At 70.8% G+C, this 18,574-nt stretch carries 14 protein-coding genes; 7 read left to right on the top strand and 7 right to left on the bottom strand.

Annotated features, from left to right (window positions below):
- Positions 1–3: 3 nt before the first annotated feature.
- The 3 genes from IF29_RS0108450 (at position 4) to IF29_RS0108440 (ending at position 2,620) form a co-directional block, all read left to right on the top strand.
- Positions 4–372 carry a hypothetical protein gene (locus tag IF29_RS0108450; RefSeq protein WP_030251820.1) on the top strand — a complete coding sequence of 123 codons (369 nt, stop codon included), beginning with the start codon at positions 4–6 and terminating at the stop codon, positions 370–372.
- A gap of 54 nt (positions 373–426) precedes the next feature.
- The gene (locus IF29_RS0108445; protein WP_030251817.1) at positions 427–1,677 is read left to right on the top strand and encodes an MFS transporter; all 1,251 of its coding nucleotides are present in this window, start codon (positions 427–429) and stop codon (positions 1,675–1,677) included.
- A 205-nt stretch (positions 1,678–1,882) separates the two neighbouring features.
- On the top strand, positions 1,883–2,620 hold the full coding sequence (locus IF29_RS0108440) for a polyprenol monophosphomannose synthase (protein ID WP_030251815.1): 738 nt from the start codon (positions 1,883–1,885) through the stop codon (positions 2,618–2,620).
- A 36-nt stretch (positions 2,621–2,656) separates the two neighbouring features.
- On the opposite strand, the gene IF29_RS0108435 is transcribed toward IF29_RS0108440, so the two are convergent.
- Both IF29_RS0108435 and IF29_RS0108430 read right to left on the bottom strand, forming a co-directional pair.
- The gene (locus tag IF29_RS0108435; RefSeq protein ID WP_030251813.1) at positions 2,657–3,460 is read right to left on the bottom strand and encodes a class I SAM-dependent methyltransferase; all 804 of its coding nucleotides are present in this window, start codon (positions 3,458–3,460) and stop codon (positions 2,657–2,659) included.
- Between the two features lie 80 nt (positions 3,461–3,540).
- Complete coding sequence (locus tag IF29_RS0108430) at positions 3,541–5,310, bottom strand: carbohydrate-binding module family 20 domain-containing protein (protein WP_030251811.1); 1,770 nt, start codon at positions 5,308–5,310, stop codon at positions 3,541–3,543.
- A gap of 205 nt (positions 5,311–5,515) precedes the next feature.
- Here IF29_RS0108430 and IF29_RS0108425 point away from each other — a divergent pair, with 205 nt between their 5' ends.
- The 3 genes from IF29_RS0108425 (at position 5,516) to IF29_RS0108415 (ending at position 8,565) form a co-directional block, all read left to right on the top strand.
- On the top strand, positions 5,516–6,376 hold the full coding sequence (locus tag IF29_RS0108425) for a PhzF family phenazine biosynthesis protein (protein ID WP_030251809.1): 861 nt from the start codon (positions 5,516–5,518) through the stop codon (positions 6,374–6,376).
- 157 nt (positions 6,377–6,533) lie between these two features.
- Positions 6,534–7,607 carry an acyltransferase family protein gene (locus IF29_RS0108420; protein WP_051725053.1) on the top strand — a complete coding sequence of 358 codons (1,074 nt, stop codon included), beginning with the start codon at positions 6,534–6,536 and terminating at the stop codon, positions 7,605–7,607.
- A gap of 100 nt (positions 7,608–7,707) precedes the next feature.
- Positions 7,708–8,565 carry a siderophore-interacting protein gene (locus IF29_RS0108415; protein ID WP_051725052.1) on the top strand — a complete coding sequence of 286 codons (858 nt, stop codon included), beginning with the start codon at positions 7,708–7,710 and terminating at the stop codon, positions 8,563–8,565.
- Between the two features lie 55 nt (positions 8,566–8,620).
- Here the strand turns inward: IF29_RS0108415 and IF29_RS0108410 are convergent, their stop codons facing one another.
- From IF29_RS0108410 to IF29_RS0108390, 5 genes are all read right to left on the bottom strand, one after another.
- The gene (locus tag IF29_RS0108410; RefSeq protein WP_051725051.1) at positions 8,621–10,723 is read right to left on the bottom strand and encodes an ArnT family glycosyltransferase; all 2,103 of its coding nucleotides are present in this window, start codon (positions 10,721–10,723) and stop codon (positions 8,621–8,623) included.
- A gap of 58 nt (positions 10,724–10,781) precedes the next feature.
- On the bottom strand, positions 10,782–12,284 hold the full coding sequence (locus tag IF29_RS0108405) for a sensor histidine kinase (protein ID WP_232242064.1): 1,503 nt from the start codon (positions 12,282–12,284) through the stop codon (positions 10,782–10,784).
- A gap of 53 nt (positions 12,285–12,337) precedes the next feature.
- On the bottom strand, positions 12,338–13,102 hold the full coding sequence (locus IF29_RS0108400; protein ID WP_030251797.1) for a response regulator transcription factor: 765 nt from the start codon (positions 13,100–13,102) through the stop codon (positions 12,338–12,340).
- 135 nt (positions 13,103–13,237) lie between these two features.
- The gene (locus IF29_RS0108395) at positions 13,238–13,993 is read right to left on the bottom strand and encodes a rhomboid family intramembrane serine protease (RefSeq protein ID WP_030251795.1); all 756 of its coding nucleotides are present in this window, start codon (positions 13,991–13,993) and stop codon (positions 13,238–13,240) included.
- A 66-nt stretch (positions 13,994–14,059) separates the two neighbouring features.
- Entirely contained in the window at positions 14,060–15,010 is a 951-nt protein-coding gene (locus tag IF29_RS0108390; protein ID WP_030251792.1) for an aldose 1-epimerase family protein, read from the bottom strand.
- 309 nt (positions 15,011–15,319) lie between these two features.
- Between IF29_RS0108390 and IF29_RS43320 the strand changes: the two genes are divergently transcribed.
- On the top strand, positions 15,320–18,508 hold the full coding sequence (locus tag IF29_RS43320; RefSeq protein ID WP_157623651.1) for an N-acetylmuramoyl-L-alanine amidase: 3,189 nt from the start codon (positions 15,320–15,322) through the stop codon (positions 18,506–18,508).
- Positions 18,509–18,574 lie beyond the last annotated feature (66 nt).

Here is an 18,574-nt window from a genome sequence, read left to right as displayed (position 1 = left end):
GCCATGACCTTTCCCTCCGCCGAACCCCCACATTGGAGTCGGCCGGGCAGCGACGAGCCCAGGCTGAACCGACCGGTCCCGGAACGCTATCCGCAGATCCGCCCGACCAGCGGTTACGCCGACCCGCGGGTGGTGCACAGCGGCCCCGGTCCCGGTGCCGGCACCGAGCAGGAGCCGGAGCGCTCCGCGGTGCTCAGCGCCCGGCTGGTGATCGTGCTGAGCGTGGTCGCCGGGCAGCTGTGGGCGCTGAACGTCGGCGTCGACGCCTGGATGCAGGGGCGCACCGGGACCGCCTGGTGGTGCACCGGCTTCGAGGCGCTGTCCTTTGTGATCGCCCTGGGCGCCTGGTGGCTCGGGCCGCGCGACCGCTGAGCCCAGGACCGCGCCCGACGCACGACTTCTTCTTCTTCGACGAGGAACGGAACGATGACGGACACCAAGGCCGGAGCCCCCACCAAGCCCGGAGCACCCGCCGCACCCGGCGTACCGGCTGCCGCCTGGACCAACCTGGCCCTCGCCACCGTGGGCATCGCCGTCAACTTCTGGGCCTGGGGCCTGATCAGCCCGCTCGGACCGACCTACAAGCAGCAGCTCGGCCTCAGCTCCTTCCAGCAGTCCTTCCTGGTGGCCGTCCCGGTGCTGGTCGGCTCGCTGGGCCGGATCCCGGTCGGCGCGCTGACCGACAAGTACGGCGCCCGGCTGATGGTCCCGCTGCTCAGCTTCGCCACCATCCTGCCGGTGCTGGCGCTGAGCGTGGTGCACAGCTACTGGCTGCTGGTCGTCGTCGGCCTGTTCCTGGGCATCGGCGGCAGCTTCTTCGCCGCCGGCGTGCCCTACGTCAACGCCTGGTTCCCGCCGGAGCGCCGCGGCATGGCGATCGGCGTCTTCGGCATCGGCACCGGCGGCACCGCCATCGCGGCCTTCTTCACCGCCCGCTTCCTGCGCTGGTACGACAACACCAACACCATGTTCTACCTGGTCGCCGCGGTGCTGGCGGTGTACGGGCTGGTCGCGGTGCTGGTGGCCAGGGACGCCCCGGGGCGCAGCATCCCCGAGCACCTGTTCGGCAAGCGTTTCCACGACGCGCTGCGGCACCCGGCGACGCTGCCCATGTCACTGCTCTACGCGGTCGCCTTCGGAGCCTTCGTGGCCATGGGCGTCTACCTGCCCACCTATCTGAAGGAGGCCTACCACCTCAGCCAGGACGGTGCCTCCACCAGGGCGGCCGGCTTCACCCTGGTCGCGGTGCTGTTCCGGCCGCTGGGCGGAACCCTGTCGGACCGGATCGGGCCGGCCAAGGTGCTGGTCGCCTCGTTCGCGACGCTGGGGGTGATGGCCGTCTGGCAGGCGTTCCAGCCCGGTCTGAACCCCTGGTCGACCATCGCCTTCCTGGTCATGGCCGCCAGCGTGGGGTTGGCCTGCGGCGCGGTGTTCGCGCTGGTCGCCATCGTGACCCCGAAGGAGAAGGTCGGCACCGTGACCGGCCTGGTCGGCGCGGCCGGCGGGCTCGGCGGCTACTTCCCGCCGCTGGTCATGGGCTCGGTCTACGGCAGCACCGGCTCCTACGCGATCGGACTCATGCTGCTCTCCGACGCGGCCTTCGCCGCGCTCGTCTACACCGCCGCCCGGCTGCTGGGCCGGGACCGCAGGGACAGCCCCAACGCCTTCGGGGGCTGACCGGCCGACCGACTGACCGACCGGCCGACCGGGTCCGATGCAGTCCGGAATGTCGCGCTGGGTGACCGTTCGTCCCCGGCGTGCGACCGTCGAGTGGCGCGACCCTTACCGCGCGCCGCTACACTGCGAGCCCGAACTGAGAGTGATCCAGTACCGCACAACCGCGGTCCCCGCGCGACAGCCGTGGACCTACAGGGGAATGAACATGCTTGAGGCTTCTCCCAAGGCCGTCGTCGTCGTGCCCACGTACAACGAGCGCGAGAACCTGCCCGTCCTGGTCGGGCTGCTGCAGGAGCTCCCGCTGGAGAACCTGCACATCCTGGTGGTGGACGACAACTCGCCCGACGGCACCGGCGAGGTCGCTGACAAGCTGGCCGCCGACAACCCGGAGCGGATCGGCGTGCTGCACCGCACCGAGAAGGACGGCCTCGGCCGCGCCTACATCGCGGGCATGACCCGGGCGCTGGACGAGGGCGCGGACATCGTCGTGCAGATGGACGCCGACCTGTCCCACCCGGCCTCGGTGCTGCCGGTCATGATCGAGACCCTGACCGGCACCGACGCGGCCGTCGTGCTGGGATCCCGCTACGTCCCCGGCGGGTCCACCGCGGCGGAGTGGCCCTGGCACCGCAAGGCCCTCTCCGCCTGGGCGAACTTCTACGTCAACGCGCTGCTGCGGCTCCACGTGAAGGACGCCACCGCCGGCTTCAAGGCATGGAAGGCGGAGACGCTGCGGGCGATCGACCTGCCGTCCGTCAACAGCAACGGGTACTCCTTCCAGGTGGAGATGAACTACCGGACCGTCAAGCGCGGTCTGACCATCCGTGAGGTCCCGATCCGGTTCGAGGAGCGGGTCAAGGGCGCCTCCAAGATGAGCCTCGGCGTCCAGATCGAGTCCGCGCTGGCACCCTGGAAGCTGCTCCTCGGTGGCGGCAGGAAGTAACCTGCCCGGCCGGGACCAGCGTCGATCGGCAGTCGATCAGCTGTCGACCGGCCGTCGCAGCGTGATCACCAGCGGCGTCCGCCGGTCCATCAACGGGCGGACGATGCGCGCCTCCTCCAGCATCGCCTCGGTGGCCGCGTCGCCGACCTCGGCGCGCAGCTCGTCCTGGTGCTGCTCCCACAGGTCGTAGAGCCGCACCCAGAGCGCGGGTTCCTCGGGCCGTTCCTCGGCCGACTCCCACTCCAGGCCGGCCTCGGCGGCGTGGTCGCTCCAGCGGGGGCGGTCCGGACGGTGCTGCGGGTGCCCGGGCAGCAGCAGGTTGCCGGTGAAGACGGCCCGGGCGCCCGGCCGCAGGATCCGGTGCAGCTCCCGCAGCGCCGCGGTCCGGTCCTCGGTGAACGGCAGCGCGTCCATGCTGACCGCGCCGTCCGCGCAGGCGTCCGGCAGCCCGGTCCGCAGGAAGGTGCCGGTGCGGAACTCGGCCCGGCCCTCGGGGACGAAGGCCGCCGCCCGTTCGCCGGCGATCCCGACGGCCACCGGCGAGATGTCCACCCCGACCAGCCGCGCGTTCAGTGCGCGGGCCAGCCACAGCCCGGTCCCGCCGTTGCCGCAGCCCAGGTCGACCAGGGTCTGCCCGGGCCGCAGCCGCAGTCCGCGCACCATCGCGCCGAGCACCCCCCAGGTGCAGGAGCTCGCCGGATCGACCTCTGCGGGGTACTCCGCCCCGAACGCCTCCGCGTGCAGCCGCGTGGCGAGGCTGTCCCTCCCGCCCTGCGCGGCGCGGGCGGTGTGGAAGCGGTCGGTGCGCTCACGCACGGACTCGTCGGAGCTGCTGGCCATGTGGTCTCCCCGGGTCGGAAGGTCGGAAGCATAGCGGCTCGGAGTACGAGCGCCGTGCCTCCGACCGTCCCGGGTCCTGCCTACTTCCAGGTGTCGTTCAGGGTGGCGCTGCCCGAGGCCGGAGTGGTGGTGGTGCGGTTGGCGCCGCTCTCCCAGGTGACGTTTCCGCTGCCGTCCTTCTTGATGTACTTGTACTCGACGTAGGTGTTCGCGGGGAGGTTGAGCGTTCCGGTCCAGACCGGGTAGGTCGCCGAGGAGAGCAGCACCGCGCTGTCGGTGTTCCAGTCGCCGAGGTCGGCGATGGAGCCGACCACGTAGATGTTCTGGCCGAGCACGGTGGTGGCGTTCTCGCTGAAGGTCTCGCTGACCGTGGTCGCGGCCGACACCAGGTCGGTGCTGTCGAAGGCGACCGAGTCCTTGGCCGGCACGGTCACGCTGGCGTTGCCGCTGCCGTCCACGGTGACCGTGGTCCCGGTGCAGGCGCCGCCGCTGACCGCGCCGTGGATGATGTCGCAGTAGGTGCCCGCGGCCATCCCGGTGGCGAAGGTCCTGGTCTGCGCCGAGCTCTCGTTGTTGACCGCGATCCAGCCCGCGCTGCCCCGGCTGAAGGCGATCAGGTTGGAGCCGTCGTCGTACCAGTTGGCGACCGACTGGCCGGCCGTGTGGTTGTGCCAGGCCACCATGTGGTTCACCCCGGTGACCCGGTCGGTGCACTCCCAGCCGCTGCCGCAGGTGGTGTCGGTGACCATGCCGCTGCTGGTGGCCGGGGGCGAGTCGTCGGAGTTGGTGAAGTCGAAGCCGGAGTACACCTCCGGGGTGCCGTAGCCCCAGGCGAGTTCGAACTCGGTGGCGAGGTTGTTCACCGCCCCGGACTTGTAGCTGAGCGTGGAGCCGTTGCGCTCGGTGTCGTGGTTCTCGACGAAGACCAGTTCGTCACTGCTCGGCAGCAGGCCCCAACTGCTGCCGAAGGTCTTCAGGTTGGCGATGCTGCCGTTGAACTGCTGGGTGAGGTCGTCGGCGTAGTCGAAGCCGAGCAGGCTGCCGGTGACCTCGAAGGAGGCGGGGGCCAACTGCCCGGTGCCGCCGGGGATGACCTCCTGGGCGACGTACGGGGCGGTGCCGTCGGCGGTCTTGTTCAGCTTGCCCTCGATGGCGGCCAGGTCGGTCTCGCCGATGTGCTTGGCCGCGTCCACCCGGAAGCCCGAGACGCCGTACCCGATCAGCTTGTTGAGGTACCCGGCGATCTCGGTGCGGACGTAGTCCGACTCGGTGCGCAGGTCGGAGAGGTCCGACAGTTCGCAGTGGGTGACCTCGGTGTAGTCGTTCCAGTTGTGGATCTGGTCGTCCGACTCGGGGCAGTCCGCGGGGTAGTTGTGGAAGTCGGCGCTGGAGTACAGCCCCGGGTAGTCGTACTTGGTGTAGCCGGTGACCCCGCCGTAGGACGAACTGCCCTGGCCGGTCATGTGGTTGATGACGGCGTCGACGTAGACCTTCACCCCGGCCGCGCGGCAGCTGGAGACCATGGCGGCGAACTGCGCCTCGTTGCCCATCCGGCTGGTGAGGTTGTAGTCCACCGGCTGGTAGATCTCCCACCAGGGGTGGCCCGAGGCGGTGGTGGAGTCCTCCGGCGGGGCGACCTGGACGCCGCCGTAGCCGGAGGGCCCCAGCACCGTGGTGCACTCGTTGGCGACCGAAGTCCAGTTCCACATGAAGAGGTTGGCGATCACATCGCCGCTGTTCATGGCCGCGTGCGCGGTCCCGGCGGTGGCGGCCAGGGTGAGCGGGACGATTCCGGTGGTGAGCAGGGCTCCTGAGGCGAGCATGGCGCGAAGGCGCGTGCGCGTACGCATGGTGGCTCCGGGTGGGGTGAAGGTCGCACGGGCTGAGGGTGGGGGCGCCCAGTGCTTCGTCATGACCATGCTCGCGGTGGCGGAGGTGCGTCAAGGCCTCGGAGAAAATTCTTTCTGAATCTTGCGGAAGGGTGGGGTGGACTTTGCAGCGACTTGGCGTGGACGGCACCGGAATCATCGGGCCGCGGTCCGAGTTCACTGGGTCATGGACATCCTTCGCTATGCGGCCTTCACCACCGACCCCGAGGGCGGCAACCCCGCCGGCGTCGTCCTCGACGCGACCGGACTGGACGACGCGGCCATGCTCGCCGTGGCGGCCGAACTCGGCTACGCGGAGACGGCGTTCCTCACCCAGGGCCGGAACGGCGCGGCGGGCGGGCGCGACTACGACGTCCGCTACTTCAGCCCCAAGGTCGAGGTCCCCTTCTGCGGCCACGCCACCATCGCCACCGCGGTCGCCCTGGCCGAGCGGACCGGTCCCGGGGCGCTGCTCTTCCGCACCCGGGCGGGTGAGGTCCCGGTGGACGTCGAGGCCGAGTCGGACGGTGCCCTGCGGGCGACCCTGACCAGTGTGGAACCCCGGGTCGACCCGGTGTCCGAGGAGGACGTGGCCGAGGCGCTGCGGTTGCTCCGCTGGAGCGGGGACGACCTCGACCCGGCCCTGCCGCCCCGCATCGCCTACGCGGGCGCCCGGCACCTGGTGCTGGCCGCGGCCACCCGCGGGCGCCTCGCGGAGCTGGCGTACGACTTCGAGGGGCTGGCGGCCTACATGGAGGCCCGCGAGCTGGTCACGCTGCAGCTGGTGTGGCGCGAGGACGCCGCCACCTTCCACGTCCGCGACCCGTTCCCGGTCGGCGGGATCGTCGAGGACCCGGCCACCGGGGCCGCGGCGGCGGCCTTCGGCGCGTACCTGCGGGAGCTGGGGCTGGCTGGCGGGGGAGGCGGGACGGTGCTGACGCTGCACCAGGGGGAGGACCTGGGTCGACCGGGTGTGCTCCGCGTGGAGCTGCGCGAGGGGGACCGCAGGGTACGGGTGTCGGGTACGGCCGTGGTGATACCGGGGTAGGGGGAGCGGTCGGGTTCTCTGGTGCGGCATGTGCATGGTTTGTCGCGCAGTTCCCCGCGCCCCCAGGGGCCTGCAACTGGCTCAGTTGCACATGCTCAGGGGCGCGGGGAACTGCGCGACAAACCAGGCACACGCTGCACCCAAGTACGATCCACAGGTGCTCCTCGCCCTTCCCCCCGTCGCCGTCGAAGCACCCCCGCGCGACCCCTTCTTCGACAACGCCAAGCTGCTGGTGATCGTCCTGGTCGTGCTCGGACACGCCTGGGAGCCGCTGGTCGGCCTCCCGGGGGAGCGGCCGCTGCGCGCGGCCTACCTGCTGGTCTACCTGTTCCACATGCCGGTCTTCGTGCTGGTGTCCGGCTGGTTCTCGCAGAGCTTCCGGGGCGAGCCGCGCCAGCTCCGCCGACTGCTCACCGGCGTCCTCGCACCGTTCCTGCTGTGGAACACCCTGCTGACCCTGTGGGTCCAATGGCTGGCGGGGACCCGCCTCGCGCTGGCGCCGCTCACCCCGACCTGGGTGCTGTGGTTCCTGATGTCGCTGTTCCTCTGGCGGATCACCGCCCCGCTGTGGCGGCTGGTGCGCTGGCCGGTGCCGGTGGCGCTCGCGGTGTTCCTGCTCAGCGGCGCCTTCACCTTCGGCCCGATGCTGTCGCTGGCCAGGACGCTGGAGTTCCTGCCGTACTTTGTGATCGGTCTCTGCCTGCGCCGGGAGCACCTGGACCGGCTGCTCGCGCTGCGCCACGTCCGGCTGTACGCGGCGGCCGCCTTCGCCGCCGTGGCCGCGCTCGCCTGGGCGGCTGCCCCGAGCACCGATGTGAACTGGCTCTACCGCAGCGGCTCCAGCGGCTCGTTGCATGTCTCGTACGCCCGGTGGCTGGCCGAGTCCTCGGTGGTCTTCCTGCTCGGGCTGCTGCTCACAGCGGCCTTCCTGGCGCTGGTGCCGCGCCGTGCGACCTGGTTCAGCGGGCTCGGTGCCGGGACCATGTACGCCTTCCTGCTGCACCCGTTCCTGCAGCGCGCCCTGCTGCTGAAGGGCTGGTACCGCTGGTCCTTCCTGCACCACCCCGGCGGCTGGCTGTTGCTGACGGCCGGGGCGGTGGCGCTGGCGCTGCTGCTCTGTACAGCACCGGTGCGGCGGCTGCTCCGGCCGCTGGTGGAACCCCGCCTGGGCCGGCTGCTCAGGCCGGAACCGGAGCAGCCGGTCCAGTCAGGAGCGCAGATCAGGCCTTGAGCGCCGCAGCCAGCTGCGGGGTGCCTCGCTGACCTATGACATAGTTAGGCCAGCCTAACCTAATCGAACTTCGGCTCTCGATCAGGCCCCTGGAGTCCGCATGCCCGCAAGCACCGCCCCCGACTCGGCCCCCGCTGTCCCGGCCGCACCCGCGGTCCAGCCCTTCCGCCTGTTCTCCGTCGAGGTGGTCCGCAAGGAGTGGCTCACCCCCGGCATGGTCCGCGTCACCTTCGGCGGCGCGGACCTGGAGGGCTTCGTCAACGGCGGCCGCGACCAGCGCATCAAGCTGCTGCTCCCGCTGGAGGGGCAGACCGAGCCGGTGCTGCCGGACGACGACGTGGAGGGCGGCTGGTACCGGGGCTGGCAGCGGATGCCGGAGATCTGGCGTCCGGTCATGCGCACCTACACGGTCCGCGCCCAGCGGCCCGAGGCGGCCGAGGTCGACGTCGACCTGGCCCTGCACTCCGGTCCGGCCGAGGGCCCCGCCTCGCGCTGGGCCCGCGCCACCGGTGCCGGAGACCGCATCGCCGTCTTCGGCCCCACCGTCTCCGGCGCGGGCGGCGTCGAGTTCCACCTTCCGCCGGAGGCCGACGAGGTCCTGATCGCCGGCGACGAGGCAGCGCTCCCGGCCATCGCCGCCATCCTGGAGACCCTGCCGGAGTCCTTCCCCACCAGGGTGTTCATCCGGATCACGGACCCGGCGCACCGTCAGCCGCTGACGACGGCCGCAGCCGTGCGGATCCACTGGGTGGACGGGGGAACCGGTCTGGCCAAGGCCGTCGGAGCGGACGACGCACGCCGGGCCGACGCCCCGTCATCCCGCTACGCCTGGATCGCCGGCGAGGCCTCCCAGGTCCGCACCCTGCGCCGCTACCTGGTCAACGACTGCGGCTACCCGCGCAAGGCGGTGACCTTCATGGGCTACTGGCGCAAAGGACGGTCGGAGGTCAACGACTGAGGGGTGGGGGTGGTGTGCCGGGAGGCGGCTCCTCGCCTCCCGGCACACCGCTGCGTCAGCTCGTCGTGGTGGTCTTCGCCTTCGTCAGGTCGTAGACCGTCACTCCGTCCACCGTGCTCGACGCGTAGTGGGCGGCGACCCAGGTGGAGATCTGGCTGGTGTCCGAGCTTCCGCTGCTGCCGTTGGCGCCGGTGCCGCCGCCGATGAAGTAGTGGATCCGGCCCGAGCGGACGTACTGCTCGAACTGGCTGAGGCTCGGGGCGGCGTCGGTGCCGTTGAAGCCGCCGAGGGCCATCACCGGGTCGCCGGTGGCGAGTTGGTAGCCGGCGGCGTTCTGGGAGCCGATCGCCGCGGCGGCCCAGGTGTACTTGCTGGCGTCGGCCTTGAGCAGGGCGGTGATCGCCGTGCCCGGGTCGGAGCCGTTGAGCAGCGTCCCGACGCCGCCAGCGCCGCCCGCGCCTCCGCCGAAGCCGCCGCCGGTTCCGCCGCCCGTGCCGGCTCCGGTCCGGCCGCCGGCGGTGCCGCCGGGCGCCGTGCCGCCGCCGGGGAACCCGCCGGTGCCACCGGCCTGCGGGCCGCCCTGGCCGCCGGTCGCACCGGCCTGGCCGCCGCCCGGGAAGCCGCCGCCTCCGCGACCACCCCCGGCACCGCCGCCGAACCCGCCGCCACCGCCGAAGCCCGCCGCGACCGCCGGTCCCGCGCTGGGCAGTGATCCGCTGTGCGCCGTCCCCACCGTCTGCAGGGTGTACGCCGCCGGTCCGGCCAGCACCGCGACCAGGCCCAGGGCAGCCAGCGGACGGGCGACGCCGTCCGGCAGCTGGCCCACGACGATCAGGCCCAGCGCGGCCAGCATCCCCCCGATCAGCACCGCGTAGCGCAGCCAGGGGTACCAGTCGGAGCTGCGCTCCAGCAGGGTGTACGACAGCACGGCCGTCACCCCGGTGACCACCGCCAGCGTCACGGAGGCGAACCAGGTCCGCCGGTGCTCCCAGAGCAGTCCGGCGCCCATGCCGACCAGGATCGCGATGTACGGGGCCAGCGCGACGTTGTAGTACGGGTGGAAGATGCCCTTCATCAGGCTGAACGTCAGGAAGGTCGCGACCAGGGCGAGCCCCCACAGCACGAAGGCCGCGCGCCGGCTGTCCACCCGGGGCAGCCGCCAGGTCAGCCACAGCCCGGCGACCAGCAGCAGCAGCGCCGCCGGGAGCAGCCAGGCGATCTGACCGCCCATGTCCGAGCCGAAGAGCCGGGTGAGCCCGGTGCTGCCCCACATGCCGGTCGAGCCGCCGGCCCCACCGCCGCCACCGCCGACACTGCCGGTCTCGGAGCCGTCCAGACGGCCGAACCCGTTGTAGCCGAAGGTCAGTTCGAGGAAGCTGTTGTGCTGGCTGCCGCCGATGTACGGCCGGTACGCGGGCGGGGTGAGCTGGACGACGGCCACCCACCAGCCCCCGCTGACGACCATGACCACCAGGGCCACCAGCACCTGCCTGATCCTGCGCCACATCCCGGTCGGCGCGAACGCCAGATAGGTGGCGCCGAGCGCGGGGAGGATCAGGAACGCCTGCAGGGTCTTGGTGAGGAAGGCCAGGCCGACGCAGGCCCCGGCCAGCACCAGCCAGCGGGTCTGCGCCTGCTCCTGTGCCCGCAGCACCGCGTAGCCGGCGAGGGTGAGCAGCAGGGCCAGCAGCGCGTCGGGGTTGTTGAAGCGGAACATCAGCGCGGCCACCGGGGTCAGCGCCAGCACCGCGCCGGCGATCAGTCCGGCCTGCGCCGAGAAGCGCCGCCGTACGGCCGCGTAGACGACGGCGACGGTGGCGACCCCCTCCAGGGCCTGCGGTGCCAGGATCGACCAGGAGTTGACGCCGAAGATCCGGGCCGAGACGTCCATGACCCAGAGCGACGCGGGGGGCTTGTCCACGGTGATGAAGTTCGCCGCGTCGGAGGAGCCGTAGAACATGGCCTCCCAGCTCTTGCTGCCGGCCTGCACGGCGGCCGAGTAGAACTGGTTGGCCCAGCCGGAAGCACTGAGATCCCACAGGTAGAGCACGGCGGTGACCAGGAGCAGACCGATGAAGGCGGGGCGGACCCAGCGGGGGTCCCCGGCGGGGGACTGCTGTTCCAGCACGACGGGCTGGGCGGCGGTGGTGGACGACATAGCACCAATGTCTCCGGATGCCCTGTTGTCGCCGTGTGCCGATGCTGTGAACGGTCTGTCAGTTGACGAGCAGGTCCAGGTCCTTGGCCGGCTCGGCGGAGAGCGGCAGCCGGACCGTGAAGACGGTGTTCCCCGGTCTGCTGCGGACGCCGACGGTGCCGCCGTGGGAGGCGGTGACGGCGGCGACGATGGCCAGGCCGAGGCCGGTGCTTCCGGCCGCGCGGGAACGGGAGCTGTCGCCGCGGGCGAAGCGCTCGAACACGGAGGGGAGCAGCGCGGGCGGGATGCCGGGGCCGTCGTCGATGATCCGCAGCTCGCAGCCGACGCCGTCGGGGGAGAGCACGACAGCGGCGGTCACCCTTGTTCCGGCCGGGGTGTGCTTGCCCGCGTTGGCGAGGAGGTTGACCAGGACCTGGTGCAGGCGGTGTCCGTCGCCGTCCACCATCACCGGGTCGTCCGGGAGTTGGACCTGCCAGTTGTGGTCGGGGTTGGCCGCGTGGGCGTCCCGGACGGCGTCCATCACCAGCGGCGCGAGGTCCAGTGGCTCGCGCTCCAGCGGGCGTCCGGCGTCTAGGCGCGCCAGTAGGAGGAGGTCTTCGACCAGCCGGGTCATCCGGGCGGCCTCGGACTCTACCCGGCTCAGCGCGTAGGCCGTGTCCGGCGGCACGGCTTCGCGTCCGCGCCGGGTGAGTTCGGCATAGCCGGCGATGGACGCCAACGGCGTCCGCAACTCGTGACTGGCGTCGGCAACGAACTGCCGCACCCGCGTCTCACTCGCGTGGCGGGCGGACAGCGCGTTCGCGACGTGGTCGATAAGTCGGTTCAGCGAGTCGCCGACCTGCCCGGCCTCGGTCCGAGTGTCGGTGTCCGCCTCCGAGACCCGGGTCAACTCGCCGACCTCGCCCCGGTCCAACTGCACCCGAGAGATCCGTGCGGCAGTGGCCGCGACGCGGTCGAGGGGACGGAGCGAGATCCTGATCAGCGCAAACGAGAGGAAGCCGGCAATGATCAACCCGGCCAGGGTGACGGTTGCCTCCACACCGATGAGCTCATTGATCGTGGTCTCGTAGCTACTGAGTGGTACTCCGATGACGCGTGTGTCCTGGGTCTGGGGATTGACTTGAGACGTCACCAGGAAGTCGCCCAGGCCGGGGAGGTTGACCGTGACGTTGCTGCTACTGCCTGCGGCAGCAGCGAGTGCCTCCGTCTGTGCGGTGGTCAGCGTCGTGGTCTTGACCTGGGGACCGTTGTCGTTGTCGGCGCTTACCGTGGGTGTCCCCGCCTGTACCGCTCCGCTCTTGTTCACCAGGGCGCCGACGGACCCTTCCGGCAGGCTGTTGACCAGGAAGTCCAGGGCTGTCAGCTTTTGCCCGCCGCCCAGGGGAAGGCGACCCGCTCCGGCTGCTCCTCCCCCGCCTCCGCCGTCCCAGAAGGGTTGGGACCGGGTGATCATCTGCTGAAGTCGATCCTCCGCCGCAGCATGCAGGTCCGCCTTGACCGCCAGTGTGGTGACCAGTGCGATCACTCCGCTGACCACTGCCAGCATCAGCGTGGTGGTCACCAGCAGCCGGGTCCGCAGGGACCATGTGGACCAGCTTCGGACCCGGCTTCGCTTCATCGGACCGGTGCCCCCGCGTCGGCCGGCTTCAGCACGTACCCCGCGCCGCGCATCGTGTGGATCATCGGTGCGCGTCCCGCGTCTATCTTGCGGCGCAGGTAGGAGATGTAGAGCTCAACGACGTTGCCCTGACCGCCGAAGTCGTAGGACCAGACCCGGTCCAGGATCTGAGGCTTGCTCAGCACCCGCCGGGGGTTCCGCATCAGGAACCGCAGCAGCTCGAACTCGGTGGCGGTGAGCCGGATGGAGTCGTCGCCGCGGAAGACCTCACGGCTGTCCTCGTCCAGGGTGAGGTCGCCGACGACCAGCACCGACTCCGCCCGCGCCGCGGCCGCGCCGCTCCTGCGGAGCAGTCCGCGCAGGCGGGCCACGACCTCCTCGAGACTGAACGGCTTGGTGACGTAGTCGTCGCCACCCGCGGTGAGCCCGGCGATCCGGTCCTCGACCGCGTCCTTGGCGGTGAGGAAGAGCACCGGCACGTCGTGCTGGTCGGCGCGCAGCCGGCGCATGACCTCCAGGCCGCTCAGGTCGGGCAGCATCACGTCGAGGACCACCGCGTCCGGACGGAACTCGCGGGCCGCGCGCAGCGCCTCGGCGCCGTCACCGGCGGTGGCCGTCTGCCAGCCCTCGTAGCGCAGGGCCATGGACAGCAGATCAGCGAGCGGGGCCTCGTCGTCGACGACGAGGACTCGGACGGGGCTTCCATCAGGTCGACGAAGGTCGGTGGAGGCCACTTCGGGGGTAGGGGGCGTCGTCGTCATGGCGAAAGGCTGCATGCCTCAAATGAGAAACGCATGAGGTCAACCTGTGGCAATGCTGTGCTTTGCCTGCCAGTTAGGTCACAGGAACCGATCAGTCCGTTTGACCAGGCATTTTGCCGGGCAGAGTGGGCGAGGCTAGAGAAGCCCCAGATCCCCCAGCTCCTTGTGCAGGTCGCTGCGGCTGCCTTCCAGAGCCGGATTCGCCCCCTGTGTCGGGACGATCGTCTTACCTGAACCCGAACCTGTCCCCGAACCGGGGACAGGTTCCGCGCCCGTCGCGATCCGGGGCCTCCGGTCCCGCAGCAGCCAGGCTCCGATCACGCCGCCGACCAGTCCGCCCAGGTGCGCCAGCCAGCTCACGCCGGGAGTGCCGGGCAGTGCGATCGTCACAAGATAGGCGAAGGATGCGGCCATGACCACCCCGATCAGGGTGTCTATCAGCCGCCGGTCGAAGATCCCGCGCAGCACCACGTAGCCGAAGTAGCCGAAGATCAGCCCGCTGGCGCCGACGCTGCCGGTGTTGGTGCTCTGGAAGACCCAGACGGCGAGCCCGCTGGTGACCGCCACCAGCAGGGTCAGCCAGAGGAAGCGGACCACGCCGCGGTACGCGGCGAGGAAGCCGAAGACGAACAGCGGTCCCGAGTTGCCCTCGATGTGCTGCCAACTGAAGTGCAGGAACGGCGCGGTGAAGATCTCCCCGAGCCGGTCCACCCGCTGCGGGATCACCATGAACTCGCGGTCGAGCTGGTAGTTGTCGGTCCAGTTGACGATCTGCAGGACCCAGATCACCACCATGAAGCCGAACATCACGAAGAACGCCTTGCGTGCCTCGGCGATCATCTCCTCGGCGGTCTGCGGCCCCGCCGAATTCCACCCCTGCAACCCGCGCATCTGCGCACCCCCTCTTCGGCCAACTCTACGGCTCCACGGCGCTGGAGGGAGGTGCTGTCCGCCCTCTCAGAGGGCCCGGATGCCCCAGTGGTGGGCGACCCGGGCGCCGGGCTCAAGGCGGACCACGTCCTCCCCGGTGGCGAAGGCGTTCGGCGGGCAGCTCATCGGCTCCACCGCGACGCCCGCGCGCCGGTAGGGCCCGGCCAGGGTGTCGGCGGAGTACACCTGCAGCCAGCCGATCTCCTCGCCGACCCAGAGCTCCACCCCGCGCCCGCCGTCAGCGCTGGTCAGCCGGACCGTGGCGCGACCGTCACGGTCGCGGTGCAGGCCGGTGAAGGCGGTGTCCAGCGGGGTGGTGCCGATCGCCCTGGCCTTGCGGAAGTCGTACTCGGTGCCCTCGACGGCCTCGCGGCCGGTGGGGATCATCCGCTCGTCGACCGGGATCCAGGTGTCGGCCGGCAGCTCCAGCACGGCCTCGTCCAGGCTGCCGGGACCCCGGCCCAGGGTCAGGTACGGGTGCGCGCCGATGCCGTACGGGGCGGCGGTCGGACCGACGTTGCGGGCCGCGACCTCGACGCTCAGGCCGTCCTCGCCGAGGGTGTAACTGGCCGTCAGTTCCAGGATGTGCGGGTAGCCGTGCATCGGGTACAGCCGCAGGCCGAAGCGGACCGAGGCGGCGTCCTCGGCCATCACCCGCCAGGGCAGCCAGCGGACGAAGCCGTGGCTGGCGTTGTGGGTGGCCGGCTCGCTGATGTCGAGCTGCTGGTCCCGGCCGTCGAAGGAGTACTTCCCGTCCCTCACCCGATTGGGCCACGGCACCAGCAACTGCCCCGCGCCGCCGGGCGGCATCTGGTCGGACGGGTACTTCACGACCAGCGGACGTCCCCGGTGGCTGAGTCCTCTCAGGCCCGCACCCACGACGGTGAGCACCGCGCGGTAGTCGCCGTACTCGATCACCTGCTGGGGACCGGTCGGGGAGAGGGATTCGGAGTGCTCGCTGCGGGTCTTCTCAGCCATGGACACATCGTTGCACGAACAGGTGTGGAACAGGGGCCCCAATGGTCATCGACAGCCCCGTGACTGCTAGCCTCAACCATCATTTGGCATGTGTTCTATCGCCGGGGGATTTGACTTCAGTCGTACGCGGCAGCACGCGCGGACGCACGAGACACGCGCATTGGGGGCAGTCCGCTATGTCGTTACTGCCTCGCTACTCGGAATCAGGGCAGGGGCACTGCGGTGGCAGCAAGGCACAGTCGGAAGAAATCTCGCATAGGCGCCGGCGTCGGCGTCGCACTGGCGGCAGCAGCGCTGGTGGTCGGAGCGGTGGCGGAAGCCGCCCCCACGAAGTCCAGCTCCGGGACGGGGGCGGACGCGTCGACGGTCGCCCTGGCAACATCGGGCAAGAGCACACTGCAGGACGAGTTCGCGGCTGCGGCCGCTGAGTTCAAGGTCCCGGAGAGCATCCTGCTGGCGGTCTCGTACCAGGAGACCCAGTGGGAGTCGCACCAGGGACAGCCGAGCACCACCGGCAACTACAACGTGATGGGGCTGACCCAGGTCACCGAGTCGACCGCGGCCCCGCTCACGGCCGCCGAGGTGGCGGCCGAGGGCAACGACTTCGGTGACGGCAGCAAGCCGCGCACCCCCAACGCCGCGCTGATGGCGCTGGCCAACGACCGGTCCTGGACCAAGTCCCCGGCACTGCACACGCTGGACACCGCCGCCGAGCTGATCAACCAGCCCGCCTCGGCGCTGCGCAGCGACAGCAGGCAGAGCATCCGCGGCGGAGCGGCGCTGCTGGCCTCCTACCAGCAGAAGCTGCACCACGCGGTGGGCGGCGACCCGGCCCAGTGGTACGGCGCGGTCGCGGCCTACGCCCAGGCCTCGGACCAGAAGGCCGCCACCGGCTTCGCCGACCAGGTCTTCCTGACCCTGCACGACGGCGCCTCCCGCACCACCACCGACGACCAGACGGTGAGCCTGGCCGCCAGCCCGGCCGTCACCGTGCCGACGGCGGCGGACGCCACCCAGGCCGTCAGCGGGCTCAGCCTCCGAGCGGCGGCCGTGGGCGCGTCCACGACCGCGGCGACCGAGTGCCCGGCTTCGCTGACCTGCACCTTCGCGCCGGCTGCCATCCCCAACTACTACCCGGGCAACCGTCCCGCCGACGGCAACGGCATCAACACGATCGTGCTCCACACGACCGAGGGCTCCACCGCCGCCGGTGCGATCGCCCTGTTCCAGAACGGGACCCTCGGCAGCAGCGCGCACTACATCGTGGACGCCAACGGCGCGGTCACCCAGATGGTGACCCTTGAGGACCCCGCCGCCCACGCCGACAACAAGTCGGTCAACCTGCACTCGGTCGGCATCGAGAACGTCGGATTCGCCGGGGGCAGCACCTCCTACAACAACACCGCGGGCACCTGGCTCACCACGGCGCAGTACACGGCCGACGCGGCCCTGGTGAAGTACATCGCGGCGAAGTACAGCATTCCGCTGGACCGGGACCACATCCTCGGCCACGACGACGTGCCCTACGCGCTGTCCAGCCCCGCCTCCTTCGTGACCAGCCAGCACTGGGACCCCGGGCCCTACTACGACTGGAGCAGCCTCTTCAGCCTGCTGGGCGCCACCCCGGCCGGCAGCGGCGGCGTTGTCGTCGGCGGCACCGTCACCATCGCCCCGGCCTTCAGCTCGGCCAACCAGCCGAAGCTGCTCGGCTGTGACGTGAACCCGAAGGCCACCACGGACAGCACCGACCCCTGCCCGGCGGCCAACTCCAACTTCGTCTACCTCTACAAGGACGCCTCGCTCAGTTCCGGACTGATCACCGACAGCATCCTGTCCGGTGCCGGCATGGACAGCGGCAGCAGCCAGGTCGCCGACGTCAGCGACAAGGCCGTCTACGGCCAGACCTTCGTCGTCGCCGGCGTCAGCGGTGACTGGACCGCGATCTGGTACGGCGGCCAGAAGGCCTGGTTCTACAACCCCAACGGCATCAACAGTGTCGCCAACACCCACCCGGGCCAGCTGATCGTCCAGCCCAGCGGCAACACGGCGGTCCCGGTGTACGGGCGCTACTACCCGGAGGCCACGGACTACCCCGCCTCGCTCGCCGCGTTCGCCACCTCGGGCTACCAGCCGGTCGCGCCGCTGGCGTACACCCTCCCGGTGGGCCAGGCGTACACCGCGGACGCGGCTGTGAGCGCCGACTACTACTACACCAGCAGTGACACCAACACCACCGGCAGCTGTGCCGCGCCGTCGGTGTGCACCGAGGTCATCTCCGCGACCACCAAGTACTACCCGATCCGCTTCAACCACCGGATCGCCTACGTCAAGGCGTCCGACGTCCAGGTGGTCCAGGCCGCGGCGCCGCCGAAGGGCGCCTTCGTCCCGGTCACGCCGACCCGGTTCATGGACACCAGGACCACCACCGGTGGCGCCAAGGCGCCGGTCGTGGCGGGTACGCCGCGGGTGCTGACGGTCGCGGGCGTCAACGGGATCCCGTCCAGCGGGGTGACCGCGGTGGTCATGAACGTCACGGCGGTGAAGCCGACCCACAACGGCGCGGTGATCACGGTCTACCCGGACGGCCGGCCGCAGCCGCTGGCGTCGAACCTGAACGTTCCCGCCGGTGCGGTGATGCCGAACCTGGCGATCGTGCCGGTGGTGGACGGGAAGGTGGACTTCTCGGTCAACTCCGGCAGCGTGGACCTGGTGGCCGACGTGACCGGGTACTACTCGACCACGGCGACCGGCGGATCGACCTTCACCAGTGCCGGGCCGACCCGCTTCCTGGACACCAGGACCACCACGGGCGGTGCCAAGGCCCCGGTGGTGGCCGGTACGCCGCGGGTGCTGACCATCGCCGGTGTCAACGGGCTTCCCTCGACCGGGGTGACCGCGGTGGTCATGAACGTCACGGCGGTGAAGCCGACCCATGACGGTGCGGTGATCACGGTCTACCCGGACAGTCAGAAGCAGCCGCTGGCCTCCAACCTGAACGTCCCGCTGGGTGCGGTGATGCCGAACCTGGCGATCGTCCCGGTGGTGGACGGCAAGGTGGACTTCTCGGTCAACGCCGGCAGTGTGGACCTGGTCGCGGACGTCACCGGCTACTTCACCCAGGGGTCCGGCTCCTCCTACGTCACCGCGGGACCGGTCCGTGCGATGGACACCCGCAACGGCACCGGCGGCGTCCCGGTGGCGAAGGTGGGGGCCAAGGGGGTCGTGAAGCTCAAGGTCGCCGGGGTGAACGGGCTTCCGTCGACCGGGGTCACCGCGGTGGTCATGAACGTCACCGCGGTCAACTCCAGCGCGGGCGGCGTGGTCACGGTCTACCCGGACGGCAGCTCGCTGCCGACGGCCTCGAACCTGAACTTCACCACCGGGCAGACCATCCCCAACCTGGTGGTGGTCCCGGTGCACAACGGCGTGGTGGACTTCTACAACCTGGCCGGCACCGTCGACCTGGTTGCCGACGTCACCGGCTACTTCACCCAGTAGCCGCCGGCCGATCCGACACCGCCGCTGCCCCCGCGACCACCCGGTCGCGGGGGCAGCGGCGCTTCC

Source organism: Streptacidiphilus jeojiense (assembly GCF_000719095.1).
Classification (GTDB): domain Bacteria; phylum Actinomycetota; class Actinomycetes; order Streptomycetales; family Streptomycetaceae; genus Streptacidiphilus; species Streptacidiphilus jeojiensis.
The sequence above is the reverse complement of the archived record's forward strand: the minus strand, read 5'-3'. Positions and strand labels throughout refer to the sequence as shown.

Coding starts and splice junctions, on each gene's coding strand:
- IF29_RS0108445 (WP_030251817.1), top strand. CDS start 427: ATGACGGACACCAAGGCCGGAGCCCCCACCAAGCCCGGAGCACCCGCC.
- IF29_RS0108390 (WP_030251792.1), bottom strand. CDS start 15,010: ATGGCTGAGAAGACCCGCAGCGAGCACTCCGAATCCCTCTCCCCGACC.
- IF29_RS0108425 (WP_030251809.1), top strand. CDS start 5,516: ATGGACATCCTTCGCTATGCGGCCTTCACCACCGACCCCGAGGGCGGC.
- IF29_RS0108440 (WP_030251815.1), top strand. CDS start 1,883: ATGCTTGAGGCTTCTCCCAAGGCCGTCGTCGTCGTGCCCACGTACAAC.
- IF29_RS0108395 (WP_030251795.1), bottom strand. CDS start 13,993: ATGCGCGGGTTGCAGGGGTGGAATTCGGCGGGGCCGCAGACCGCCGAG.
- IF29_RS0108410 (WP_051725051.1), bottom strand. CDS start 10,723: ATGTCGTCCACCACCGCCGCCCAGCCCGTCGTGCTGGAACAGCAGTCC.
- IF29_RS0108435 (WP_030251813.1), bottom strand. CDS start 3,460: ATGGCCAGCAGCTCCGACGAGTCCGTGCGTGAGCGCACCGACCGCTTC.
- IF29_RS0108400 (WP_030251797.1), bottom strand. CDS start 13,102: ATGACGACGACGCCCCCTACCCCCGAAGTGGCCTCCACCGACCTTCGT.
- IF29_RS0108430 (WP_030251811.1), bottom strand. CDS start 5,310: ATGCGTACGCGCACGCGCCTTCGCGCCATGCTCGCCTCAGGAGCCCTG.
- IF29_RS0108415 (WP_051725052.1), top strand. CDS start 7,708: ATGCCCGCAAGCACCGCCCCCGACTCGGCCCCCGCTGTCCCGGCCGCA.
- IF29_RS0108450 (WP_030251820.1), top strand. CDS start 4: ATGACCTTTCCCTCCGCCGAACCCCCACATTGGAGTCGGCCGGGCAGC.